This is a genomic window from Bdellovibrio sp. HCB-110, from assembly GCF_047323225.1.
Classification (GTDB): Bacteria; Bdellovibrionota; Bdellovibrionia; order Bdellovibrionales; family Bdellovibrionaceae; genus Bdellovibrio.
In genome coordinates this window covers 3,325,828-3,351,946 of sequence record NZ_CP178750.1, presented here as the reverse complement: position 1 = coordinate 3,351,946, position 26,119 = coordinate 3,325,828, and the positions used below count along the sequence as shown (strand labels likewise).

General features: G+C 45.6%; 21 protein-coding genes. 15 read left to right on the top strand and 6 right to left on the bottom strand.

The window, feature by feature from the left end; translation table 11 throughout:
- Positions 1 to 11: 11 nt before the first annotated feature.
- From ACL934_RS15910 to ACL934_RS15900, 3 genes are all read right to left on the bottom strand, one after another.
- The gene (locus ACL934_RS15910; RefSeq protein ID WP_374075103.1) at positions 12 to 896 is read right to left on the bottom strand and encodes an NAD(+)/NADH kinase; all 885 of its coding nucleotides are present in this window, start codon (positions 894 to 896) and stop codon (positions 12 to 14) included.
- 8 nt (positions 897 to 904) lie between these two features.
- A complete protein-coding gene (locus tag ACL934_RS15905) occupies positions 905 to 2,944 on the bottom strand; it encodes a M3 family metallopeptidase (protein ID WP_374075101.1) in 2,040 nt (679 codons plus the stop codon).
- A 233-nt stretch (positions 2,945 to 3,177) separates the two neighbouring features.
- Positions 3,178 to 3,723: a hypothetical protein gene (locus ACL934_RS15900; RefSeq protein ID WP_374075099.1), complete on the bottom strand. Its 546-nt coding sequence runs from the start codon at positions 3,721 to 3,723 to the stop codon at positions 3,178 to 3,180.
- A 296-nt stretch (positions 3,724 to 4,019) separates the two neighbouring features.
- Here ACL934_RS15900 and ACL934_RS15895 point away from each other — a divergent pair, with 296 nt between their 5' ends.
- From ACL934_RS15895 to ACL934_RS15880, 4 genes are all read left to right on the top strand, one after another.
- A complete protein-coding gene (locus tag ACL934_RS15895) occupies positions 4,020 to 4,529 on the top strand; it encodes a hypothetical protein (RefSeq protein WP_374075097.1) in 510 nt (169 codons plus the stop codon).
- Positions 4,530 to 4,534: 5 nt separating this feature from the next.
- A complete protein-coding gene (locus tag ACL934_RS15890) occupies positions 4,535 to 5,281 on the top strand; it encodes a hypothetical protein (protein ID WP_374075095.1) in 747 nt (248 codons plus the stop codon).
- Positions 5,282 to 5,357: 76 nt separating this feature from the next.
- Complete coding sequence (locus ACL934_RS15885; RefSeq protein WP_413612565.1) at positions 5,358 to 6,038, top strand: ABC transporter ATP-binding protein; 681 nt, start codon at positions 5,358 to 5,360, stop codon at positions 6,036 to 6,038.
- Between the two features lie 2 nt (positions 6,039 to 6,040).
- Positions 6,041 to 7,249: an ABC transporter permease gene (locus ACL934_RS15880; RefSeq protein WP_413612564.1), complete on the top strand. Its 1,209-nt coding sequence runs from the start codon at positions 6,041 to 6,043 to the stop codon at positions 7,247 to 7,249.
- A gap of 2 nt (positions 7,250 to 7,251) precedes the next feature.
- Here the strand turns inward: ACL934_RS15880 and ACL934_RS15875 are convergent, their stop codons facing one another.
- Positions 7,252 to 9,015, bottom strand: a complete 1,764-nt coding sequence (locus ACL934_RS15875) for an NHL repeat-containing protein (RefSeq protein ID WP_413612563.1) — start codon at positions 9,013 to 9,015, stop codon at positions 7,252 to 7,254.
- 179 nt (positions 9,016 to 9,194) lie between these two features.
- Positions 9,195 to 9,365 carry a hypothetical protein gene (locus tag ACL934_RS15870; RefSeq protein WP_374075087.1) on the bottom strand — a complete coding sequence of 57 codons (171 nt, stop codon included), beginning with the start codon at positions 9,363 to 9,365 and terminating at the stop codon, positions 9,195 to 9,197.
- 139 nt (positions 9,366 to 9,504) lie between these two features.
- On the opposite strand from ACL934_RS15870, the gene ACL934_RS15865 reads away from it, so the two are divergent.
- From ACL934_RS15865 to ACL934_RS15815, 11 genes are all read left to right on the top strand, one after another.
- Positions 9,505 to 10,368, top strand: coding sequence for a helix-turn-helix domain-containing protein (locus tag ACL934_RS15865; RefSeq protein WP_374075086.1), 864 nt, complete (start codon positions 9,505 to 9,507; stop codon positions 10,366 to 10,368).
- A gap of 199 nt (positions 10,369 to 10,567) precedes the next feature.
- On the top strand, positions 10,568 to 11,566 hold the full coding sequence (locus ACL934_RS15860) for a diacylglycerol/lipid kinase family protein (RefSeq protein WP_413612562.1): 999 nt from the start codon (positions 10,568 to 10,570) through the stop codon (positions 11,564 to 11,566).
- Between the two features lie 19 nt (positions 11,567 to 11,585).
- Positions 11,586 to 12,605, top strand: a complete 1,020-nt coding sequence (locus tag ACL934_RS15855) for an SDR family oxidoreductase (protein ID WP_413612561.1) — start codon at positions 11,586 to 11,588, stop codon at positions 12,603 to 12,605.
- Complete coding sequence (locus ACL934_RS15850; RefSeq protein WP_413612560.1) at positions 12,580 to 14,709, top strand: dehydrogenase; 2,130 nt, start codon at positions 12,580 to 12,582, stop codon at positions 14,707 to 14,709. The genes ACL934_RS15855 and ACL934_RS15850 overlap by 26 nt, the downstream gene beginning before the upstream one ends.
- Before the next feature lie 8 nt (positions 14,710 to 14,717).
- A complete protein-coding gene (locus ACL934_RS15845; RefSeq protein WP_374075079.1) occupies positions 14,718 to 15,416 on the top strand; it encodes an outer membrane lipoprotein-sorting protein in 699 nt (232 codons plus the stop codon).
- Positions 15,416 to 16,480: a hypothetical protein gene (locus ACL934_RS15840; RefSeq protein WP_413612559.1), complete on the top strand. Its 1,065-nt coding sequence runs from the start codon at positions 15,416 to 15,418 to the stop codon at positions 16,478 to 16,480. Before ACL934_RS15845 ends, ACL934_RS15840 begins: the two co-directional genes overlap by 1 nt.
- 9 nt (positions 16,481 to 16,489) lie before the next feature.
- Entirely contained in the window at positions 16,490 to 17,587 is a 1,098-nt protein-coding gene (locus tag ACL934_RS15835) for a DUF3419 family protein (RefSeq protein ID WP_413612558.1), read from the top strand.
- Between the two features lie 105 nt (positions 17,588 to 17,692).
- The gene (locus ACL934_RS15830) at positions 17,693 to 18,259 is read left to right on the top strand and encodes a hypothetical protein (RefSeq protein ID WP_374075074.1); all 567 of its coding nucleotides are present in this window, start codon (positions 17,693 to 17,695) and stop codon (positions 18,257 to 18,259) included.
- Complete coding sequence (locus ACL934_RS15825) at positions 18,256 to 20,658, top strand: beta strand repeat-containing protein (RefSeq protein ID WP_413612557.1); 2,403 nt, start codon at positions 18,256 to 18,258, stop codon at positions 20,656 to 20,658. Before ACL934_RS15830 ends, ACL934_RS15825 begins: the two co-directional genes overlap by 4 nt.
- 97 nt (positions 20,659 to 20,755) lie before the next feature.
- Complete coding sequence (locus ACL934_RS15820; protein ID WP_413612556.1) at positions 20,756 to 21,937, top strand: hypothetical protein; 1,182 nt, start codon at positions 20,756 to 20,758, stop codon at positions 21,935 to 21,937.
- 159 nt (positions 21,938 to 22,096) lie between these two features.
- Positions 22,097 to 23,308, top strand: coding sequence for a hypothetical protein (locus ACL934_RS15815; protein ID WP_413612555.1), 1,212 nt, complete (start codon positions 22,097 to 22,099; stop codon positions 23,306 to 23,308).
- An 80-nt stretch (positions 23,309 to 23,388) separates the two neighbouring features.
- Here ACL934_RS15815 and ACL934_RS15810 read toward each other — a convergent pair whose 3' ends face one another.
- Complete coding sequence (locus tag ACL934_RS15810; protein ID WP_374075067.1) at positions 23,389 to 26,118, bottom strand: phosphoenolpyruvate synthase; 2,730 nt, start codon at positions 26,116 to 26,118, stop codon at positions 23,389 to 23,391.
- Between the last annotated feature and the right edge of the window lies 1 nt (position 26,119).

The following is a 26,119-nucleotide window of genomic DNA, read 5'->3' as shown; positions in this document are numbered from 1 at the left end:
AATGTCTTCGACTAGTTTCGATCTCCAAATTTGAGTTTTTCACGAAGCAGATGGAAGTAGTTGTGATTAGGTTCACGCACCATCCAGTGATCGTAGCAAGAGCGACTTAAAATCACTTCATCATCCGCCGTGAGTTCCGTCACCTTTTGTCCGTCCACGATGAAATGCGCTTTGAGCGTTTTGCCATCAAGCTTAAATGAAAGCTCGCGGTCATCCGGGAAAATCAAAGGACGAGACGTCAAACTGTGCGGAGCCACCGGAGTGACAACAAACACCGGGGATTCCGGGTGAAGAATCGGACCACCTGCAGCCAAGTTGTAGGCTGTAGATCCGGAAGGGCTAGCAACGATAAAACCGTCGGCCTTCACTTCGCTCACCAGGAATTTTTCAGAATAGATGGATGTATTGATCAATTGGCTCATGGAGCCTCTTTCGATCACAAAGTCATTCAGAGCGTGATATTCGCCGCGAACTTTTCCTTTGCGCAAGACTTTCGCAAAAAGCATCGAACGCGGACGAAGCACCATTTTCCCAGCTAGAGTTTTATCGAGAATATCAAAAACAGATTCTGCGTTGTGAGCTGTGAGGAATCCCAAGAATCCCATGTTAAAGCCCAACAGAGGAACGCTGCGGCCTTCAAGAAGGCGAACGCCGCGCAGGTAGGTGCCGTCTCCACCAAGGACGATCACCAACTTGATGTCGTCCATTTGTTTTTTCGTTTTCGCAGCCTTCGTTCCTGGAATCACTTTTTGTTCTGGAGCCGTGTAGACTTCAAAACCGTGATCCTTCAAGTAGTCAGCGACTTTCTTAGCGACAGAGACAGCTTGCGCTGTCTCCAGGCGATAAACCAAAGCAATGCTGCTGCCTTCTTCCAGAACCAGTTTATCTTTTGCCATTTTGCCCATTAAATTAATCCGTCACGTCTCAATAAAGCATTTGGATCCGGCTCACGTCCACGGAACTTCTTGTAAAGATCCATAGGGTGTTCCGTGCCGCCACGGCTTAAGATGTTTTCTTTGAACTTCTTTGCCACTTCCTGATCGAAGAGACCTTTTTCTTTGAAGTACTCAAAAGCATCCGCATCCAAAACTTCTGCCCATTTGTAAGAGTAATAACCCGCAGAATACCCACCTGCAAAGATGTGGCTGAAGCTGCATGAGTTATTCGCGCCTTGCACCTTAGGGAAGAGACGAGTTTCGGCCGTGGCCTTTTCTTCAAAAGCATCCACGTCTTTGATTGTCGCAGGATCTGTCGAGTGCCAAGCCATGTCCATCATACCGAACTGAAGTTGGCGGCAAGACATGTAACCTGCTTGGAACTTTTGTGAGGCTTTCAATTTTGCGATCAAGTCCGCTGGCATCGCCGCGTTTGTTTCGTAGTGACGGGCAAAAAGATCTAAACCTTCTTTTTCGCCGACCCAGTTTTCCATGATTTGTGATGGCAGCTCTACGAAATCCCAGTAAACATTTGTTCCGCTCAAAGATGGGTACGTGCACTCAGAAAGCATGCCGTGTAAAGCGTGACCGAACTCATGGAACAAAGTGCGAACTTCGTCGTAAGTCAAAAGCGACGGTTTTGTCGGAGTCGGTTTCGTGAAGTTACAAACGATGCTCACGTGTGGACGTTTCATATCTCCGTTGATCAAACCTTGACCACGGAATTGAGTCATCCAGGCGCCACCTTTTTTCGTCTCGCGCGGGAAGAAGTCTGTGTAGAAAAGACCCATGTATTTTCCAGAAGCCTCTTCGTAGATTTCGTATGCTTTCACTTCAGGGTGATACACCGGAATTTCTTTGTTCTCTTTGAACGTCAAACCGTAAAGTTTTTTGGCGTGAGCGAAAACGCCATCCACCACTTTTTCAAGTTGGAAGTATGGACGAAGATCTTCTTCGTTGAAAGAGTATTTATCTTCTTTGAGTTTTTCAGAGTAATAACCGAAATCCCAAGGCTGAATGTCCGTAACGCCGTCTAGTTTTTTCGCGTACTCAGTCACTTCCGCCAAATCTCTTTTTCCGGCATCTTTGGAAGCTTTCAAAAGTTTCGTCAGGAACTCTGTCACTGTTTCTGGATTTTTCGCCATACGCTCTGCCAAAACGAAATCAGCGTGAGTCTTGAAACCCAAAAGCTTGGCGCGCTTGTCGCGAAGTTGCACGATTTTCAAAACAGTGTCTTGATTGTCGAAGTCACCTTTGTAAGAACGGGAAGCGTAAGCTCTCCACATCTTTTCACGAAGGGCGCGGTTGTTCGCGTAAGTCATGAATGGAAGATAGCTTGGGATAGAAAGAGTGAAGAGCCATTTGCCTTTTTGGCCTTTGGCTTCCGCCATCGCCGCAGCTCCTTCAAGAATGCCTTCAGGAATTCCAGCCACGTCTTCTTTTTTATCCAAAAACATTTCAAAAGCGTTTGTCGCTTTTAAAACATTTTCAGAGAACTTTGGACCAAGCACAGAAAGCTCTTGGTCGATTTGACGAAGAGTTTCTTTGTCGGCTCCCGTTAAAAGCGCCCCGTTGCGAGTGAAAGACAAATAAGTTTTTTCAAGCAAACGAGTTTGTTCTTTGTTCAAATTCAAAGTCGCACGTTTGTCGTAAACGGCTTTCACGCGTTTAAAGATTTCCTCATCCAAAGAAACGTCGGAAGCGAAAGCAGTCAATTTCGGATAGATCTCTTTCGCCAAAGCTTGCAAAGCCTCATCCGCGTTCGCCACTTCGAGGTTGCTGTAGATGCCAGAGATTCTTTCAGGAAGCTCAGACGCCGCCTCTAGAGCCGCAATGGTGTTTTCAAAATCAGGAGCCGCCGTTGTGCTTTTGATTTTCGCGATGTTTTCTTTGGCAAGTTTGATGGACTCATCCACAGCCGGGATGAAGTGCTCCACCTTGATCAAATCAAAGGGTGTCGCCTGATCTTTATTTGTGAAGGGTTTTAAGAGAGGATTTGTCGTATTCATGAGAGCCTCCAAGAGTGTTAAAACAACCCTTCTTTTCTTTCATGAACACGCGGGAAAGGCAAAAGGTACCTGCTTCCCTCTGTGTCGATTCGGGGCGCGTCGCTTCCGAATCGACACAGAGGGAAGCAGGTACCTTAATGGAAAGGGCCCTTGGTGGTTTTATCCGTCCAAGGGCCCATGATAGTGCGGCGTATTATCCGTAAAAAACGGTCGAGGAGAGCCGCCCTCACTCTTTAATGGTTAACACAAACTCCGAGGTTTGATCCGTAGAGAACTTGGCGGCACGTCGCCCCTGCGCCGCAAGTATTCCCTTGATCTAACAAACAGCTCTGAGTGAGGGTTCTCGAGCATTGTCCGTTAGTACCTCCGGGGATGTTTGAAAACTGTGGAATATTGATTGTCGTTTGTGGCGCCGCAGACGTGTAGCCCCAGCCCCATTGCCATGTGAAGTAGTAACCTTCATAGGGAGCCATCAAAGCTGTGTTGATGCAACCCAGTCCCATGGATCCGTTGTAAATAGGTTGATAACCCGCAGGACAATTACAGAAACCGTATTGATTGAAGTAGTTCGTGTAGTCGTACGCGTAGTTGTACATTCCAGGATAGGGAATGAACCCGTAGTACTGCGAATAACCCGTGTTATTGCAATATGCCTGACCGTTAATACAGCTCATTCCCAGTGGAGTGACCACCTGAGTGTTGTTCACGCCGCCACCGCCATCGTTACCTTGGCAGGCCGCTAAGAACAGAGCAAAAATGAAAAACACCAACCTTTTCATAGGGGGCTCCTTCATAAAAATCATTCAACATGGGGACAAAGTCCAAGTTTCATGCCTTACGAGAAATCCTCCGGGACCCCTTATATTCGAGAACAGAGGCATTTTTTCCAATTCAGTGCCCCTTTTGGTCACATTGCGCCGCAAAAGAGTCGACAGAGACTTCTTCGTTAAAATGGCTTTTTGAAGTTTTTAGGGGTTGGCAGTAGGGACCTTTGAATTTACCCTTGATAGGTACCTGCTTCCGAATCGACACGGAGGGAAGCAGGTACCTATCGATGATTCGAAGGGAGTCGATCATGAAGTACATGGGATGTTTGATGGCCTTTCTTTTGGCCGTGCCAGCTTTTGCAGCTGTGCCTTCACAAAAAGCAAAACCAGTTTCTAAAATTCTTTCGGGCCAAGGTGTGAGTTTCGGCGGTCTTGCGGGAACAGGTTTCACAATGATGGATCTTCGTCGCACAGCGGACTCTAAGAAAAAAATCGAGCGCATTGTGATTGACGTCGGCGATATGAATGGCGGAGTGATTCGCGGGTGGCCGGGTTATTATTTCGCTGAATTGAAAAACAATCCTCAACGCTTGGTTATTGATTTTGCACAAATGCCGAATGCCAACGTCGATCAAGGTCAGATTGCTTCACGCATGAAAGGTTCATTGGCAGTTTTAAAATCTTCGATGAGTCTTGATCCTGTCGACAGCTCTTTGAATCTGACTTTGGATTTAAAGAAAAACACGAAAGTGCGCATGTACCAAGTGGCTGGTAAAAAGACGACAAGCAAAGTTGTCATTGATTTGATTGCGGAGTAGGAGCGATGTTTCGCTTTTTTCTTCCGCTCCTGATTTTACTTTCATCATCAGCTCAGGCGCGTGTCTTTAATATCAATAAAGAAACTTTTGCGGCGTACTTTTTAGTCTCTGCGGGCGGTTCTCAAGTGGGAACAGCGGCGGTGGACGGAGAAAGTGGTGCGAATGTTTCTTTCAGTGGTGGTTCGAGTTATAATTATACCGGGGAGTTTGGTTTTCTTTACTCTCGCCCTCTGGCAAGTTTGCGTTTTGGATTTGAAATTCTAAAACCGATGGCTTTGGATTCAACAGCCAATAACGGAACTGCAGATCTTTACTCTGCCAAGAGTGATGTTTTAGGTTACATTCCCAAACTTTCTTTGGAAGTGAATGTGCATGGAACTCCGTCGTATCGTTCTTTCGTGGCGGTCACGGCGGGATCTGCCAATATCACAATGAAAAACAATTACGTCTTAACTTCGGATGGACAAACGGCTTTTCCGGGAGTGGCCGATCATGAAACTGAATCCAAAGGTTCGGGAACTTTGTTGGCGGCGTCTTTGGGTTATGAAGGTATTTTGTCAGACACAACGACGGTGGTTGTCGAGTTTGGTTATCGACAGTTGAAAATAGACAACTTGAAATACTCCAAAGATGTGACAACCTTTTCCGGGTCCAAAACAAGTGGCGATGCTTTGCTGGATTCTTCCGGTAATCAAAGAGAGTTGGATTTCTCCGGCGGATTTATCGCTTTGGGATTTCGCTTCTTCATGTAATCCAATGGGGCCAGGGAGTCCCTAGACAACGATCTTTTGCCAGGATATTCTGTTTCGGCTTCAAGGAGTGAACAGCATGAGTGCATTGTACCGTCTTAAAGGACTTGAGTATTCGTATCTTTGGAACAAGCAGCAAGTGCCTGTTCTTAAAGGGATCGACCTGGAACTTGAAAAAAGTTGTTTCACTTGTATCGTCGGTCCTTCGGGAACGGGCAAAACCACGCTCTTAAATCTTCTTGGGTTGATTGATACTCCTTCCAACGGTCATATCGAATTTTCTGGCGAAGACGTCACTCACTTAAATGAAACTGAAAAAGAACAAGTTCGTTTGCACAAAGTGGGATTTATTTTTCAGGCTTTCTATTTGATTCCGACTTTAACGGTGCTTGAAAACACGTCTTACTTTTTACCATCATTAGGTTACACCCACGCCGTCGCCCAAAAAACTGCAATGGAAACTTTGGACCTGCTGGGACTTGCTGATCACGCGAAGAAAAAACCATTGGAGCTTTCCGGTGGTCAACGTCAGCGCGTCGCCATTGCCCGTGCCATTGCAAAAAAACCTGCGGTGGTTTTAGCGGATGAGCCAACAGCGAATTTAGATTCTGTGACAGCGGAAAAAACCATCAATGCATTTAAAGAGCTGCAAAAAACCGAAAACACCAGTTTTATTTTTTCGACCCACGATTCACATCTGGTCAGCTTTGCTAAATCCGTTTATCGCATGAAAGATGGCCAAATCGAGGGGAGAGCGTAGTCATGTTGGAACTTCTTAAGATCTCTTGGCGCAATCTATTTAGAAATCCTCGTAGAACATTGGCCAGTCTTTGCACGGTGGCTTTGGGTGCTGCGGGGCTTTTGATCTATCAAGGTTTTAATACAGGCGTGATGAATCAATATCGTGAAGGTGTTATTCACGGTTATTACGGTCACGGGCAAGTGTATCCGAATAATTATTTCGGCAAAGTGCACGAACAACCTTGGAAGTTGTGGTTTGAAAATCCTGAGACTATTGAACAGCAGATCCGTTCTTCTTCAGAAGTCTTGCAAGTTTTCCCTCGGGTTTCTTTTTACTCTTTTATCGTTAAAGGTGGCATCACTTTGGGCGGTAAAGGTGAAGGAATTATTCCAGAACGTGAAAACACCTTCTTCACATCCATGAATTTTATTGCGGGAACGGATTTGCAACATCCGGATCAAATCATTCTTGGAAAAGGTTTGGCGGAAAGTATCGACGCCAAAGTCGGCGACACGGTGACTTTGCTGACGCAAACAGTGAAGGGACAGCTCAACGGTGCGGATTTAACGGTGGCGGGGATTTTCTTTACAGGAAAAAAAGTAATCGACGATTCTTTTTACCGAGTGGATTTAAAACAAGCTCAACAGCTTTTAGATACAAATCGTATCGAGATGTTTTCTCTTGCAACGAAAGGCGTGGATGTTTGGCCGAAGGCGGAAAAAGACATTCGCGCAGCCAACTCTCAGTTAGATCCGATTCGCTTTGAGATTCTGGATAAAAACTATTACCAAAACTCTGTCGACTTCCTTCATGCGCAGTTTACGTTTATTCGCTCTATTATTCTTGTGATCGTGGCCATGGGGATCTTCAACGTGATCTCGGTGGGATTGCTGGAAAGAGCCGGGGAGATGGGAGCTTTGCGCGCCAATGGCGAGAAGCGCAGCCGCCTCTTTAAGATTCTTCTGATTGAAAATAGTTTGTTGGGGATCTTGGGTGGATTCTTCGGAATTTGTCTGGCGGTTTTGATTGATAAGACCTTGCTTGCGAAAGGGATTCCGATGCCTCCGGCACCTGGGATCACTCGTCAGTTCATTGTGTTCTTGGATATTATGCCAAGCCACTATACTCAAGCACTGCTTCTTCCAATGATTGCGACGGTATTGGCAAGTTTGTATCCGACGATCAAACTTCTAAAAAAATCCATTCCGGAACTTTTGCGTTCAACTTAAAATTATTCCGTCGCCATTGTGCCATCGGATTTAAATTTTTTCACATTGTTATTGAGTTGGTCGGCGACGAAAATGTCGCCGGCGCTATCGGCGTAAATTCCAAAGGGCTGATTAAAGTCGGCGTTAGTAAAATCTGTGACGTAATCACCATTGCTCTCGTAAACCATAATTTTATTAGCTGTTGCGTGGGCGACGTAAATGCGCCCTGATATTGGATCCGCCGTCACACCCAGAGCTGTGCCTCCAATAGTGCCGGGGCCTGCATTCCCAAAGGTGTCGGCCAAAGTTCCATCGGCGTTGAAGCGTTTTCCAATAGAAGCCGCGCCATTAAAGTCCATGATCAAAACCGTTCCATCAGGTTGACAAGAGACGCCTGCGGGAATTGTGTACTGGCCAGCAGCAAAGGCTGCGGGAACTCCGGTTGCAAGAGGGATTTTGATCAGCCCTCCGCCGCCACCATCGGCGACAAAGAGATTGTCATTCTTATCAATAGAAAGTCCGTACGGTGCTGCGGAAGTGGGTACGGCAAGAAAGCCCAAAGAGTTTCCATTGATATCATACTTAAATACTTTTCCTGGATTCACGATATCAATGGCGTAAACGGTGTCGTCGCTGGAGACGGCGACTCCCGAGTACATCGCCCCTGACGTGGAACCGAAGGTGAGCTGCCATTCACCCTTGGCATTGAATTTATGAAGTCCATTTCCCGCGCCAACAAAAAAGAATCCATCTTTATTGCGAGTCACACTGAAGGGATTGGAAAGCATTTTTTTATATTCTTTAAAAAAAGTGCCATCGGCGACGTTGTACAAGACAAGACTGTCTCTATAGCCCAAATAGTAAAAGCCGTTGTATTTAGTGAGGCTCATCAAGTTACTGTCGTATTTTGCAGAACCGCGTTCCGTTCCGTCGCGGGTCCATTTAAGAGTGCCCGTACCATCAAAAGATGTAATTCTGCCGTCGCCACCCATGCGTTCCGTTAAAACGAAGTCGCCATTTGATTCACGCATCAGACTTGTGACGATTGAAGGTGCGGGCACTTGTCGAGGCCACGTAAACTTCGAATTAAATGTTCCATTGGCATTGAATTTTTGCAGACGATCGGACCAAGTATCCGCGACATAGACACTGCCGTCAGATTCGACAGAGAAAGAATGCGTCCCTTGAATTTCACCGTCATTAGTTCCTTGAACGGACCCATAGGTCGTTTGCAAAGTCCCGGCGGCATTGTATTTACGAATTTGACTGAATGCGGAGACATAAATGGAACCATCTGGTGCCACATAAGGATTTTCAGGAAGGGCAACGGCTCCGCCTCCTTCGTCAGTATATGTGACTGCTTCACCGATGTAGTTCCCATCCATATCGAACTTTCTTATGAAGCGCGTGTCATTGGGGTTGGGGTCATAGCTTCCGGTGATATAAATAACACCGTTGCTATCGACGGTAAGTCCCGAGATGGATGTCACTCCTGGAGGCGTAAATTTTTTGATAATCACACCTGCATCGGTCGTTACATAAACATCATCATCAAAAGTAGCAAAGACAAAACGATTCCCTGGTGCGGCGGTGACGTAGTTCTTAAACTCGCCAGAGAAGGCCGGATCTCCCAGGGGAAACTGTCCTTTGAGTGTCAGTTGATTGCCAGGGTCTTCAGAGAGAAGATCTTTGGCGCCGCCAAACATTTCGGCGTTGATCGTACATGCTCCCAATAAAAAGAGCATGCAAAGGGCCGTGAATACTTTCAGTGATGTTCCGCGATTCATTTTTTCTCTCTAGGTTGAGGTCCAGTACGTGCAGATATTTACTCGGGTTATTCCGAGTGGACCTAGAGAGCGAGAGCTCTTATTCCGAGCTCTCTCGATATATACTGTTAACAGCGTGTTCCGGAAACGGGTGAAAATCTCAACGTGAGATGGATACGTGATGGAGCAATCACGTATCTCTATGAATTCTTGTTTTGCTCGTTTCCGCTCTGGACGTGGCTTTCAATGGCCTTCTTAGCGACAGTGCCAGTGATGCCCACCCATTCGGGGAGGAAGAACATGAAGAACAGATAAACGATAATAGAAAAAATCGACACGGCACCTATTCCAAAAATAATCCAGTTTTCCATGGGTCACCGCCTTTCGTGCTTTCATTATAAGTGCAAAGTGCCCATGGAGCCAGAGACTCACTTCCGTAAAAATAGCACAAACTTCCCATTTTCTTCCAATTTATGAAAATCCTGCTAGTATTATGGCAGGAGAAAAGTCATGCCCAGCCAAAGTCTTCAGAAACTCCATCCCATGCATGCCTTTGGCGTTGTTGCCAATTTGCAAACACCTTTGCGCATTCAAAGATTCGAAGACCGCTTTGAGCCTTTAGTTCCCTTTCCTCACAAACACAGTTTTTATCACCTTGTCATTGTCACGGCAGGGAAGGGGTGGCATGAGATCGACTTTCATCGTTATCCGATTGAAAAGGGTCGTGTGTTTTTAATGAAGCCAGCGCAAGTGCACTCCTGGGTGGTAGAGAAAAACTCGAAAGGATTTGTTATTGAATTTGAAGAGGATCTTTTGAGTTCTCTTTCGACCTATGCGCCCAAGTTGCGACAGCTTTTGCAAAACTTGCCCGATAGTTTTCTGATTGAAAAGAAAATGGATTTGTTGCGCATTCAGGAGTCTTGCGAAGTTCTCCTCAAAGAGTACGAAGAAAAACCCAAAGATCATGAAATGGCAATGACGTTGCAGTTGTTTTTATTGTTGCTGCAGTTTTCGCGACAGGAGAGGAAGTTGCTATCCCCTCCGCCAGAATCCTTTGCTATGAAGTATTTAAATCTCATTGAAGAGCATTATCGCACTAAGCACGAGGTGGAATTCTATGCGAGAAAGCTCAACCTCACAGCGAAGGCTTTGACGATGAAGATCTCACGACTGACTGGAAAATCCGCGCGGGCCCTTATCCAAGACCGATTGATTTTGGAAAGCAAAAGACTTCTGGCCTATTCAGATTTATCCGTTAGTGAAATTTCTGAAATGTTGGGTTATGAAGATGCCAATTACTTTACACGTTTTTTCCGAATGAAAACCAAGAGAACTCCTCTTGCCTTTCGACAGTACGCAAAAAAAGTAGCTTAAAGCGCTCACTATCTTATTGGCTTTCGCAGAAATTCAAATCTGAAAGTGGTGTCCTATGAAAACGTATAGTACATAGACACCGGTGCCAAAGTGACGATTTACGCAGCATTCTAGAGCCTCAATTCTAATATGTTCACGTTTCATAATGAATCACTACGGTACGATACTTGCTTCGTTAGTTCTCCGGAGTTTAAAAATTATGAGAGTGTCCGTTCTTATCAACTCAAAAGCCGGTTCTGTGAACGCAGAACTGATTGAAGCCAAGGTGCGCGAATCATTGTTTCGCTGCGATCTTCGCTTCTGCCGTCCGCAGACACTGACGGAGCTGTGCGATTTTTTGCACGAGGAGAGAGAACAAAAAACCGACGCGATTATTATTTGCGGCGGTGATGGCACAATCAATGTTGCTCTTCAATGTTTGATGAAGTGTTCTGACCTGACGCAAATTCCTCCCATTACTATCGTAAGATCCGGAACTGCCAACGATCTTGCCCATGAGATTGGTGTTTCTCATCGTATCGACTACGCCGTTCGCAATATCTTTGAAGGTGTTGTGAAAAATATCGACGTGATCGAAATCGGCTCCGGCGAAGAAAAAAAGTATATGCTCACAAATGGAGGTCTAGGCCTTCCCGCTGTGGCAGCAGAACTTGCCAATAAATTTAGAAGCAATCTTCAAAACTTGGGAAGTTGTCCAAAGACGGCGAAAGCTTTCCGTTTCCTCGCGCAGAAAAGTTATTACGCTGTAAAAAGAATGGGCCCAAGTGTTTATTCGATGATGACCGCAGAGGCGATTCGCACTTGGAATCCGGAAGGCTGGGGTCTAGAAATTTCAATACCCGGTAAGGTCAACGTTGAGACATCGTCTCCGATTGTTTTAATCAATAACCAACAAAAAATTGGGGCTAGTTTCCTGCCGGCTCCATACACTTCAAATACCGACGGAACTGTAAACCTTTTGCTTTCGGAAACGAAGAACGTTCCAGAGCACACGATGGCAGCCTTGCACATTCGTCGTGGTACGGTTGAAAAGTCTCCGATCTTCAAATCTTTTGAACTCAAAGAGTTCAGACTAAAGAGCCAGAACCCCGGTCGTTCTTTGACTTTTTTTGGGGATGGCGAGATCCTGCTCAGAGATGTTCAGGAGATTTCTGTTCGCTGTTTACACCGCGGACTTCCTGTCATGGTAAGACAATAGGCATTACTGGAGGTCTTCATTGACCAGACCACGCATCCTTGTGACCGGTGGCACCGGGTTCCTAGGGAAAAAAGTCATTCCTCTTCTTCGTGAAAAATTCGAAGTGGACGTGCTTTCCCGCTCGGGCAAGACGGAAGTCCAGGGTGATTTAACTCAGTGGAATGCCAGCCTCGATTTCGATTCTCTCAAAAATAAAAAATATTCTCTTTTGCTTCACATGGCGGGTCTTTACGATCTGACGGCTTCGAAAGTGGATTGTTATCAACACAATATTTCCACGATGGGCACAGTTTTGAAAGTGGCCGAGGCTTTGAAAATTCCATTTTTTGTAAATACCAGTACCGTCGCCGCAGGAGTCAATTCAAGTCTTCCTTCGGTAAAACCTTTTGATCTTAATTTTTCCAAACCTTTTCCAGACGCTTACTCAGAGTCAAAAGCTCTCGGGGAGCAAGTTCTGCAAAACTGGCCCGTTCAATCAGTTCAGGGCCGATTGAATCTGCGTTTGGGTGTGCTTGTCGGAGATACGAAAGAAGGAGCCATTGAGCGTATCGATGGACCCTACTACGCACCGGAAGCATTTAAAAAAATCAGACCTGTAATTGAGTCTTTGCCGACACCGATTCCGCTTCCTGGAAATTCCGCAACGAAGCTTCCCTTGGTTCCGGTCGATAAAGCGGCGCAAGCCATTGTGAAATTCTGTGAGTGGGCTTTGGCGACAAAGCCTCAAGGTTATCTCAGTTATCATGTGACTCCCACGTTTGGTTTGGGAGTCAAAGAATTTTATATGTCGGCATTGAAATACCAAGCCATTCCTCATAAAGGCGTGGTTTTGGTAGATCAAATCTCGGAAGCTCTGATTCTAAAGGCTTCGAAATTTTTGGCGAAGTTTCCGGAAGAAGAACTTTATTACCTCATGAACTTTCCGGTCTATGACACGCAAAGCACGCGCGAGGTTTTAGGAGACGGTTGGTGTCCTGAATTCAAAGAGTACGAACAAACTTTCTGGAGCGGTTATGAAGAATTCGTATCGCATCGCTGAGATCAGTTTTGGCCGCCCCCACTGGGACACAGCTTACGAATTTGATTTCGAAGGCAAGCACTTTGAAGTTCAACGTTTCAGTGCGAATTTTTCAGTAGAAACTGTCCGTCGTTTGGTGGAAACACTTCGCAATCAAGTCGATGCCTTTGCTCTGACCAGCTTGCCCCCGGTGATTAAACTTGATCAAAAAAGTTACGTTCATCGTCAGTATTTGGAAATCATGGGGATTCCTTCTCCGGTGCCATTGTGTGATGGAACAGGATTGCGCGAGATTGCCAATATCAATTCTCTTGTAAAACATATCGAAGCGGGGACTATTCAACCTGATCGGGGAGTTTTCTTTCCCTCGGCGGTTTTTTCGACAGAACTAGAAGAGTACATTCGCGACCGCTATCGTAAGTCTGTGTACATTGGTGATGCCTATTCTCTCTTGGGTGTTCCTTGGTTGATTCAACCCTTCCCAGGATTGATGACTTTGTCGAAGCTGGTTTTAAACGTCGCAAACTTCAAGGACTTGCGTAAGAATACGCCGCTGGCGGAAACCAAACTGCAAAAAATGAGTCGCTCTACGTTGGCGGCACAAGTTGAAAACATTCAGTATGTTTTTTGTGATCTTCCATTTCTTTTATTGTTTGATACGGCGACAGAGTTCGTGCGTGGAAAAGATTTGGTGATTTGGTCGTCCCATCCTTTGATGGAAGAAGAAGCGCGTAAGTTTGCTCCACGCTGTATCATTAATCTTTTCCCGGAAAACTATCGTATTCATCCGTATATGAATTATTCGGTTTTGGATGCGACACTGCGTTTGTCTCACGGAAGAACGGCTCCCTTGTCGATCGAGGAATGGGAGCAGTTGATAACCGAAGACACCGAGATCCGTCAAACGGCTCGCAAGTATGTGATGACGAAAAAGACGTCGACGCAAATGAAAATTTCCCATGGCATGAATACGGTGAAGAGCAAAATACTTCGTCGTGAAGAGCCTGATTTCGCCTTTGTCGTTCATGCGCTTTCTCACAAAGATATTCTGCGCGCCCCGGGCCTGTCGGTATTTAAGAATATGCCCAAAGAGTGGAATGATCCATTTGATCGTATGTTTGCGAAAACGCCGAGTTTCGTTTACGGACATATTAGGAATATCATCAGTGAAGAGACAGGGCAGCAGATTAACGGTATTATTTACGCCTTGCCTGCGACGCCGAAGGTTCTAAAAACCACGGACCCTGAAGTGATTTATAAGAAAATTGAAAGCATTTGCTACGATGCTGCCAATCGTGGAGCCAAGATGATCGGTCTTGGAGCTTACACAAAAATTGTTGGCGACCAAGGTATTACGATCAATCAAAACAGCCCGATTCCTGTGACAACTGGAAATAGTCTCAGTGCCTCGGCGACTTTGTGGGGCCTGAACGAAGTTGTACGTAAGATGCGTTTGGTAAAACAAGATCCAGAGACAGGTTTGGTAGATGGAATGGCCATGGTTATCGGTGCCACAGGATCTATCGGTCAGGTTTCGGCAAAACTCTTGGGATTGGTGTTTAACAAACTCTGTCTGGTGGCTCCGCGTATGGAGCGCCTCTTAGAACTCAAATCGGCCATTCAAGCCATGTCACCAAAGTGTGAAATCACTGTGATCACGGATGCGAATGAGCTCGCGGCGGAAGCTGATGTCTTGGTTACGGCAACATCTGCTATAGATCATAAAATTGTCGACGTAATGAAGTTAAAACCCGGAGCGGTCGTTTGTGATTGTTCCCGTCCTTTGGATTTTGACATTGATGATGCGAAAAAACGTCCCGATGTTTTGATTATTGAATCTGGAGAGCTTATTTTACCGGGACCTGTGGAACTTACTTCCGACATCGGACTTCCTGGAAACACCGTCTATGCTTGTTTGGCAGAGACAGCTCTTTTAACATTAGAAAAACGCTACGAAGCTTTCACCATGGGCCGTGATATTGAATGGGACAAGGTGAAACAAATTTATAAGATGGCTCGACGTCATGGAGTTCAATTGGCGGAGATCCAAGGACATACTGGAATTATCACGGATAAAGAAATTGAACTCACAAGGCAACTGGCATTATCAAAAAGAAAAAAATAGGAGATGTCATGAGGACGTTTTTACTTTTGTGCGCGTTTGCGATCTCAGCCCAAGCAGGGGCCACGGAAAATCCGGCAGAATGGGTTAAGAAAGCTGATAATATTCGCAACCCTTCTGAATCCTATGAAATGAAAATCAAAGTAGAGACTTCTGAAAATACATCGGTGTTTCAAGTGTATTTAAAAGGCCAAGATAAAACCTTGATTGTGACCAAAGAGCCGGCTCGCGACAAAGGCCGTAACATGTTGATGTTGGATCGCGATTTTCACGCCTATGTTCCTAATTTAAAAAGATCTATGCGTTTGTCTTTGGCACAAAAACTTTCTGGCCAAGTGGCTAACGGCGATATCTCCAGAACACGTTGGTATGGAGATTATGCCGTTACCAAAGAAGGTGAGAATGGCAACGAAGTGCAGCTGCTTCTTAAGGGCAATAAAGATAATTTAACCTATGCATGGATTCGTCTCTGGTTAAAAAAAGGCAACTTCGAACCTTTGCGCGCGGAATACCTCGGCTTGAATGGAAAAACTGTTCTGAAAAGAGCCAGCTTTGAAGATTATAAGAGCATCGCAGGAGCTCTTCGTCCTAGCACTTTGAAAATCGAAGATACCAATAAGCAAATCAGTTACATCCGTATTCTTGGGATGAACAAGAAGGACTATCCAGATTCATTCTTTACCGTTCGTAATATGGAAAGCATGAAGTAGTGAGATTCGGCCTTTTCTTATTCTTTCTTTTGAACGTTGTCGTCGCGCGTGCGGACCTGACCGGGGCTGCTCGCTACGACTATATTCAAGGAAAGGACGAGGAGTTGGCCAACCGTCTGTTGATTAAAGGCAAACTCAACTCCAATGTGGGACCCTTCGGCATTTTTGTCGAAGGTTTCGGAGAGTTTGAAGGAAATGAAGATCAAGCCTTTATTCGCAGATCTCCTTCGCGGGGCTACCTTCAAGAAGCTTACTTCGAGTTTAAATTAGAATCTTTCTTTGTGCGCGTCGGACGTCAGGCTTTGCGTTGGAGTGAAAGTTGGACGTTGCCATCTTTGGATGTGTGGACGGGGAGACGTTTTAATCGTCTGTACTTTGATCCTCTTTCCGATCAGCTGACACATTCGACAGGTGCTTCATTTTCCTATGCCAAAGATACTTTTTCGTTGGAGCTAGCGGGTATTGGTGAGCTTGCAGAAAATTTTTATCCTGTTCCAATTCCCGAAACTGAAGTTGAGAAGAACACCAGCTTTGGTGGCAGAGTGAAGTGGACCTTGGGTGGTTTTGGTTTTTCGGCCCTAAGTGCGCAGGTTCTAAAAAAGTACTACTATGGTTTTAGTGCAAACTATGCGTTTGATATCGCTGTTCCGAAATTTGAAGTCGGTTATGTGAATGACACGACTCCGGACTTACCGATCAAACGGGATCACATGTTTTCAACTGTGGGTTGTGATTTGTTTCTTGGAAACTGGATCATTCTTCCCCAAGTCAGTTATTTCGAAGTCAATGGCCTTACGGAGAATGACTCACAGATGTCTTACTACGTGACGGCACAGTGGAATCCGAATCGCCATGATATTCAAATGCAGGTTTTTTCAAATCCTAAAGCTGAAGATTCTTTCGTGAGTGCGAGCTACGGCTACAACCTCACGGATTATTTCACGGCTTCGGGTTTTGTGCAGAACTATGAAGGCACAGCAGGCCTTTATGATATTTATGAAGAGATCACCGGGGGACTGGTGATGGGTGTTCGTTTTGAATTGACCGGCAACTTAGCATTTTAGGGAGTTCGTGTGGCAAAAGAGTACTTTTCAGATCTAAATTATACTTTATCTAACGAAGACACGCGCATTGAGTTTGATCTCTTGCCTGAGGGTGCAGAGAGAGTTTTTAGTATCGCAGGTTCCGGCGCCCGCTGTCTTCCGCTTATTGCCAAAAATCCAAAGTACTTAGATGTCATCGACATGTCGGTGAGCCAATTGTATCTGTGTGAACTTCGTTTGCAGGCCATGAAGACCTTAACTTACGAAGAATACCTTTTCTTGCTGGGATATCGTGGTGCTCTGCAAGGTGGTGGGGATTCTGGTGATGATCGTGAAGTTCTATTTAAGAAGCTGTCTTTATCTGAGGCCGCCAAGAACTATTGGGTCGAGCGCAAAGAGGGTTGGAAGCCGAAAGGTTTTATTCTTTTAGGGCGCTGGGAGTCGCACTTTCAAAAGCTCGGATTTCTTTTCAGAGAAATTTTGCAATGCGATTTCAGCAAAGTTTTTGAAGCTCAGTCTTTGGAGGAACAAATTGAACTTTACGAAAAACATTGGCCAAAGCTTCGCTGGAACAGTTTTATTCGCGTTGCTGCCAGTGAGTATGTTTTCAATAAATTTCTTTATAAAGGCCATTTCAGCGGAAAATCTGAGCACAAGACCGAAGAAAGATCTCCTTCCAAGTTTATCACTGAAGAGTTCGATCGCATTTTCAGAACTCAGTTGGTGCGCAAAAACTACTTCATGCAAATTTTGTTTTTAGGCCGCATCGCCTATGAAGAAGGCTTGCCTTTAGAGGCGCATCAACACGTTGTCGACCTGGTGAAGAAATCAAAAACAGAGATTCGCTATCTGAATGGAAATCTTCTAGAGCACTTACCCCAGCATGCTTATGATTTTATTTCTTTGTCAGATACGATTTCATATCTAGAGGCTCAGGACGCTAATCAGATTCTGCAAAAGCTATCGTCTAATACGAAGTCGGGAAGCCAAATGGTGATTCGCTCTTTTATGCGCGCACCGACAGCCATTGATGTGAGCGGCTGGAAAGCTCTTTCTGAAAAAGATCAGTGGGCTCAACGCAAAGATGGGACGGGCGTTTATCAGTTTCATATTTTTGCCAAGAGCTAGGAGGGGTCTCATTTAGAACCGCTTCTTTGTCTCATTCTTAGTATGCTTTAATAGTCTCATTTTGAAACTCAAGAACCCATGCATTTTAACCGATATTTAAAATGCATGAACAAATGGGATGTTCGTAAAATCAACATTTTAACGCCAATTGTGGTTTTCCTTGTCGGATGCTCTGACACGAGTCCGTCGGTTAGTATTTTAAAATCCATCGAGGGCTTTGATTTTGTCGTTCCCAATGTCGTCACAGCAAGTATGAGCTCTGTTCCATTGCAGGCGAACTGTTCTGCTTTCGTCGGCAATATCGAGTTGAGTTTCGACGGAGGAACAACGTGGATGCAACCGTCGGCGTATGATCCCTCCGCTCAATCAAATTGTCAAAATGGTGCATTTTCTATCACGCTGACAGATTCAAAGGCTCCGTGGAACTCGATGATCTTCACAAATGGCCAAGTTTTCACAATGAAGTTTCGCGCACAGCCGCGCATTGGAAACTGGATTTATCGAAGCGTGACGATCAAGTACATTCCTTCTTCTACAATTTCTCAGGAAGTTTTGGCGGGTTCCAGCGTACAAACGGGAACAGGGCTTGTCTTAAGAGGCCGTGCGCGTGCGCAAGATCAGCACGTCGCCAATGGTGGAGCCTTTGCGATTAAAGGAAGGATCACACAATGAAATTGATACTTTCTTTCTTCCTTCTTCTTTTTGCAATTCAAGCTGGAGCGGTGGCTCCTTCTCCCGGATCACTTTTCACTTATGAAGGTGTTTTGACTGATGCAGGAGGAACTCCGATCACCACGGCACAAACGGTGACTTTCCAAGTTCTTTATTCTTCTTGTGTTGTCTACGAGGAAACACAGACCATCACTCCAGGCTCTCAAGGGGAATTCAGTGCCATCATTGGGGCCGGCACACGTACGGACAGCACGACGAACACGGCGGATCGTATTTTTGCGTCAGCGGGTACGGTCGGTTGTAGTGGTGCTGCTTCGATGGCTGTTTCTGGTTTTGCGACAAGATCTTTGCATATTCGTGTTGGTTCAACCGATCTGACTCCGGATGTGGTGATTGGAAATATTCCTTTTGCGATCAATTCACAAAAACTGGCGGACAAAGGTCCTTCTGATTTTATTCAAACAACAGGGACTGTCACACAAAGTTCTTTAGAGAATGTTCTTAATTTATTCTCAATAGCACCTCCCAATGGTCAGTTATTAATTGGAAACGGCACGAGTTATCAAGCTGGTAGCATCGTTGCGGGAGCAGGTGTGACCGTGACGAACGGTCCGGGCTCTATCACGATTTCTGCTTCAGGCGGCGGTGGAACAGGAACTGTGACGAATGTGACGGCAGCGGCTCCACTCGCTGTAGCGGCTGGAACTGGAAGTACGACACCGGCTCTCAGTATTTCTCAAGCCTCAGGAACAACGAATGGATATTTGTCCTTTGCAGATTGGACTACGTTTAATTCAAAACTAGGTTCTACTCTGACTTCGGGAAACATTTGGGTTGGTGATGGCAGCAATGTGGCAACTCCGCTCGCCCTTTCTGGTGATGCGACTTTATCTTCGGCAGGCGTGCTAACATTGAGGAACACGGGAACTGCTGGCACCTATTTTAAAGTTACCACGGATGCTCAAGGGCGTGTTGTCTCCGGTGCGACTTTAACTGCCAGCGATATTCCTAATTTGGATTGGTCAAAAATCACATCGGGCAAACCGACGACTTTAGGTGGTTACGGAATTTCAGATGGTTTCGCAAACTATGGTGGAACGCCGGGGATTAAATCAGGAACAGAAGCATCTAGAGGAACTGCCGATACAGCGGGCCGTTTGTATGTTGCAACAGACTCACAAAAAATCTATCGCGATAATGGTTCTTCTTGGGATCTTCTAAGTTCGGGAACTGCTGGTGGAGTTACGAACATCGCGACAGGCCCAGGTCTTTCTGGTGGGCCGATCACTTCGACAGGAACAATTACACTGTCCAATACAACGGTGACGGCTGGTAACTACGGTTCTGCGACGCAAATTCCAACCTTCACAGTAGATGCGCAAGGTCGTTTGACTGCGGCTTCTCAAGTATCTATTGGCGGCGTTACTCCGGGCGGAGCGGCGACGGGAGATCTTTCGGGAACTTATCCAGGTCCTTCCGTCGTGAAAATTCAAGGTAACAGTATCAGTGCCACAACGCCGACAACGGGGCAAGTTTTAAGATACGATGGAACGAATTGGTCCCCGGCTGTTTTGAATTTGGCTTCTGATGTTACAGGCACATTGCCAGTATCTCGCGGTGGTACGGGCGTGACGACTTTCGCAGCTAACAGAATGATTGCATCGGATGGTGTTGGTGGTTCTTTAGGGGCATTTAGCTGTGGAGTCGGTCAACTCGTGACGTTTGATGCGACAGGAATTTTAGGCTGTACAAGTTATTCTTCTTCCGGAGTCTTTGCCAACGGTGGAAATAGTTCTGGCGCGGCTTTGGTACTTGGAACCAACGACAACTTTGGTTTGAATTTTAAAACAAATAATACCAATCGAATGATTTTAACTGCCGACGGTAAGTTGGGCATCGGCTTGACGGCTCCAGTGACTCCGCTTGATGTGCAAGGAAACATCACTATTCGAGATAACGTCGGGACCGTGTGGGGAAATCTTGGAAAGAATGGTGTGTCGGGGGCCTTCTATATGTTTTCGGGTACTTCCGCAGGAATTGAGCTTAACGCGGCTCACTCGTCCGCTCCAATCAACTTTATTACCAATGGAAGTAATCGTGTTACAATTTCGCCTGCGGGAAATGTAGGTGTTGGTACAGTTTCTCCCTCTGAAAAATTAGATCTTGGGGGAGGGAATATTAAAATGGGATATGAAAGGCAGAGCGCATCGTGCACTTCTTCAATGTCATGTTCGGTGAGTTGTACTGCGGGTAAACTTGTTACGGGCGGTGGATGCTCCGTATCGAGTGGAACCAATAAGATTGTAGGTAGCTACCCCAATTCAGATTCAACTTGGTACTGTGCCTCGGGAAGTTCTGATACAATTACTGTATTTGCGATATGTGCAAACATTCGCTAATCCTAAGGATCTCATCTTAAAACGTTGCTCCCACATTTCTTTAATAATCTTTACACTTTTGTTAAGATTATAGGTAGAGATTAAAGAGGGACGTTGCATGGAAAAATCGCTATTTGTATTGGCCATAGCCATTTCATTGTCGTTGTCTGTTCAAGCAAAGAACAAACAAGAAGATCTCCAACACAAAAGAGGTTTATTAAAGAGCGTTTCTTGCGTATTCTCCGGAGTTCGTACGAGCACGGGTCCTTCTTTAGGCTCTGTTGAATTTGCGGACCCCGCGAATACGGTGTGTGACCCTCTTTCGAATAATTCCAGCGTTTCTCCTGAAAACGGTCTCTTGGGAAAACTCATTCTAAGAACGCCTGAGATGGGAGCGAAAATCTCGGGCGTGATGGACTATTATAATAAAGGCCAAAAGCTTGATCAGAATCTTTATTTCGCGGATGTAAATGTTCCGACTCGTCCGTTTACGTCGGGATTCTCTACATTGAGCGGAGACGTTTTGGTGGACGCCCAAGGCAATAAGTTGATTGAACATTTTGCGATTGAATACACGAGCGTATTGCAGTTGTCGGCGGCAGATAAGGAAGGTGACTACGAGATCGCAACTCTTTCCGATGACGGTTCTCGTGTTTTCGTCAAAGAAGGAGATAAGTGGAATGAATTGATCAATAACGATGGCGATCACTCGACACGCATGGGTTGCCCGTATCGCACGATCCATCTTAAACGCGATTCTCAGGTTCCTGTGAAGATCCTGTACTATCAGGGACCTCGCTACCATATAGCCAATGTTTTAATGTGGAAGCATCACAAGAAGCCACAAACGTGGAAAGATCCTTCACGTCATTCTTTGTGTGGAGTTGCCAGCAATAATTTTTATTTCGACTCTAAGAATGGCAAAAAAATGCCTGCAATGAAGTATCTTGAAAGCACGGGCTGGGATGTTGTTTCAACAAGTAACTTCAAAATGCCTGAACAAAAACAAAATCCATGTGTTGAGGAAAAATTGGAAATTAGTGAGTTCCAAGTGGCTTCCGTTCAGGCGCCCAATGCAACTTTGACTTGGAAAACAAATGTAGCGGCCACAAGCCAGTTGCGTATTATTAATATCTATACCGGCGAAGAGATTATCACATCGGAAGATGCGAATCTTGTGAATGACCACTCGGTGGTTCTGAGTGGACTTGTTCATGGCATCTATTATCAAGTTCAAGCGATCTCTAAGGATGCCAAGGGCAATGAAGTTCGCAGCGCTCTCGTCAATCTGTTGCCATAAATTTTCATGAAATTCCGTCTCAGAAGTGTACAGACATTTGACACTTCTGAGATGTCCTTGAAGTCTTTTCACAAAGCCTGCCCCAATTTGTCTCTGCTTCTTTAGGTCTCCTATCGTTTGTGATATGAATGCCCCACTTTAAATAACAAGTGGGGTCTTATGAACGTAAAGCTTTTGGTGGGAGCGTTCCTCTTCGTGGCGGGAACTTGGGCTCAACAGAGTAAAGCCTATTTTATCGCTTCAGAACCGGCGCAGATTCGCGCAGGCGTGCCTACAGATGTCTTTGTGGCGGGCTTCGGTAACGATCAAGGAACGCAGTTTTTAAAGGCCGCCATCTTAGCCGCCAAAGTGTCTCGTGACCGTTTCCCTCAGAGACAAAGAGTCATTATCAGTGCCGTAAATGAAGACTTCTCTAACGAACGAAATATGTTGGCGTCAGCAGGTTTTGGCTTCCGCAAGGCCGACAATGACGATCTTGAAAAAAGCCGTCTCGTTTTGGCTCTTCAATATTTAAAAGCTCCTGTTTCTTCATTGCAGTTCTTCGGTCACGCTAACACTTATAATGGTTTCCGTTTGCAATCGAAGTCAGATCGCTTGGATCAAGAAGACGAAGAGTTTCCACAAATCGGCAGTGTCTTAGCTCCCAATGCGTTCGTGGTTTTCCACTCCTGCAACTCGGGATGGCTTTTGGCTCCGGCTGCTGCAAAAATGTGGCGTCGTCCTGTTTTCGGTAGCTTCAATGCCGCTGACTTCCAAGAAATGATGAGCGATGGCAAGTGGTACTACCATGATGAAGGTCAATATCCTTCAAACCTTTCTCGCGTTGGCAATACGACTCGTATCACTCAAAGCAGCATTGAATGTACGTCACGCAAATGCTTGCGCTTGAAGCCGGTGAATGCTGCTTATCAAGATAGCTTCGGTAAATTCAGCAAAGGTTTGGGTTTCTATAAAGTATTCTCGACAGTGGAGAGTTTGATTCCCCAAGCTTTGATTCACTACACTTTGTTGGTTCCTTCAACGACTCCATTGACGTTGCAATCTTCTCGTGAAGAAGTTCTTTCTGTGGTGAAAGACTGGATGTGTCCTTCTGATAAGAATGGCACGAAGTTCAATGCTTGTTCGCAAGCTATTGATGCGAAGGCATTCGAAACAAATCGCACTCTTAACTTTTTCTACGGAGATGCCGTAGCCTGCACGAACACGACATGCTTTACGACGATTAAGTGTAACGCCTTTAAAGCGATCGTCGGAGCTGTTCCTTGTAAAACTAAAGAATTGGACGATGTGCAATCGACAGTTTTCAGTGATCAAATGAGACAGATCATGAAAGGCTTGGAACAATTCGAAAAAGGCCAATTGGCGCTTTAAGATTTTAGGTACGGACTTACTTTTGGTAGCGCACATGCGTCTAACGCTTTGTTGCTACCAAAAGTAAGTCCGTACCTTTTTTATTCGTCGACCAGGATACGAATCTCGCCTTTGCCGGCATCAATCCGCACTCGCTGTCCGGTTTTTAGTTTGGTCATCAGTCCACCGGAAACTCCGACAATTGTTGGGAGTCCCAATTCGCGGGCTACGACAGCGGAGTGGGAAAGAAGACTTCCACGCTCAATCAATAATCCAGAGCATGACGGATAAAGTGGAACCCATCCCGGATCTGTTCTTCCTGTTACCAGAATTTCGCCGTTGAGTCCTTCGGCATCTTTCATGTTATTTACGACACGGACGACACCTTCGATGACTCCAGGGCAGCACGGTACACCGTAAAGAACATTCGGATCATCGGATTGAGGAATTTCTCCGCGCAAGAGGTCTCCGTCAGAAAGAGCTTGCGGGAACTTACACGCCACTCCGGCAGCTCCAAAAGTCATGAAACGATCTGGAGGCGGCAGAGAGTCTTCATACTCTTTGAATTCGATTTTGCGAAGTTCAATGAGTTTTTTAATTTCCAAAGAAACAGCACGACCTTCAATGAAGGACATGATCTCTTCGACAGTGAGGAAGAAAATATCTTCTTCCTGCTCCATCTGTCCCAGACGAGTCAGTTGATGACCGATGCCCCGGAAAAGATGTCGGGCGATACCGAAAATCTTCGTTCTGGCAAAACGTAAGTTTTCACGATTGCGAACAGCCTTACGGGCCTGATTGAGAATTTTAAAATAGAACCACAATTTAAATCCGGAAAGTTTTTGATTGATCAAAGCCTCCGCTTTATGGCGGATCTCAAGCTCGCGCTTTTCCATCTCTTCGATGTCATAAGACTTCATGCGCACGTAGCTTTGGATGGCTCCCAAAGCAAACGTGGGATCGTCATGGAGGTCTTTGGCTTCCAGTTTCAGCTCATTAATACAGCGGAAGCCATACTTATCAAGAAAGTCATCCACTTTGGCTTTGAATTGAGGATGTTTTCCCTCTAGCAAAGTTTTCCAAGCGATATCAATCGGAGTTGAAAGAACCCACTCACGCAGAGCTGGATCTCCTTTATCCACGAATGCCGCAATTCGCATCAAAGTTTTAGTCGGCTCTGTCGATTCCAGATCACCTTGTCCACAAAGCAGATCGTTCTGCAATGAAGCGCCATCATTACCTTCAGCCACCCATTTCTCGGTGAGCTTTTTAAGAAGACCAAAGAACACCATGCAAAGATAGTCGTTGATAATCGGAGCTTTCCAATTGCGCAAAACTTCGCCGTCAAGAAACTCATAGAACTCGCGCAGTTCATTTAAGGACATGTCGCGGAAATTTTTCTTACGAGCATCGTTGTAAGTGGCCGTGAAATGCGATTGAAATCCAGTCACGATGCTATTGATGCGCATAAAACGCCACAACGTCATCGTCAAAAGCCATGCTTTATGAGGAGGCGAATAGCGCACAGGGGTTTTCATAAAATCAAAGAGATGAGCAAACTCTGGTTTTAAACCTTGTTTCACACCCATCATTGTTTCCATAAATGCTTTGTTGTCGCCGGACCCCGGTAGCATCAAAATGAGTTTGTACCAGTTGATCAAGTTGTAATAGATATTCCCACGAATAAGTCCCAGCATGTTGCGGAATGTTTTTTCATTCTTAATGATGAGATGTTTGGGAACACCGATGACTTCGCAGAACTGAATGTAAACCTGGCGATAAGCTTGGCTCGCAAAGCTGAAGGTGAGAGGCGAGGTCACGCCTGAATAACTCTCAATAATATTGGAGTTATCCCACAAAGTCGCTTCACCACCGTTGATATTCACATCAAAGAATTCATCCGGAGGCAAGGATGTGATCGGACGAGTTTGTACACAATACAGTTTGTTATTTTCAAAAGCCCATTCGCAGTCTTGAGACGCGCCAAACTTTTTCTCAAGCTCCAAGGCAAGTTTAGCGACCTCTTTAACCTGAGCGTCTGTTAGGGATGAGGTCTTCACAAGATCACTGTTGACGTGAACTTTCACTAAGCCACCCTCCGGAGCTTGGCGAAGAGCTTCAGGTTTATCGACGATATGCGGTTTAAACGTTAAATCATTGCGATGAACTTCGTAATGGTCGGCATCGAGTTCTCCACTCACAAGACCTTCCCCAAGACCCCAGACGGAGCTGACAAGAAGATGATCTCGATCCAACGCCTTAATGGGATTGCGTGAGAACGCCACGCCGGCAACATCAGCGTTCACCATCTTTTGAATGATAACGCCCATCGAGATACCCGTGATGCCAATCTTCCTCTCAATACGGTAAGCCAAAGCTCTCTCTGAAAAAGCCGAGGCCCAACATTTTTTTAAAGACACGGAAATAGCATCCATGCCTTTTTGAAAAAGATAAGACGAGAATTGACCCGCAAATGAGTTTTGCGCAGAGTCTTCATCAAGACCGCTCGAACGCACAGCCACGAAATGTTGCGTGAGCTGTGCCTGGGCAAGATGTTTTTCAATCTCTGCTGTCAAAGCAGCCGGGATTTGTGCTTTTAAAAACGCGGCTTCAATATTCTCGGCACTTTTTGCCAATTGGGTGGCATCAATCAACGCATCGGGATTCAAAGAATTTGAAGAAATAAACTCTTCATAAGCTTCCGCACTGACACAGAACCAATCGGGTACAGGAACCCCTTTTTGCGTGAGGCGTGCCATATTATAGGCCTTTCCTCCGCCGGATTTTTTAAATACTTCAAGAGAGTCTTGAGGTGTGAAGATGCGTTTCATA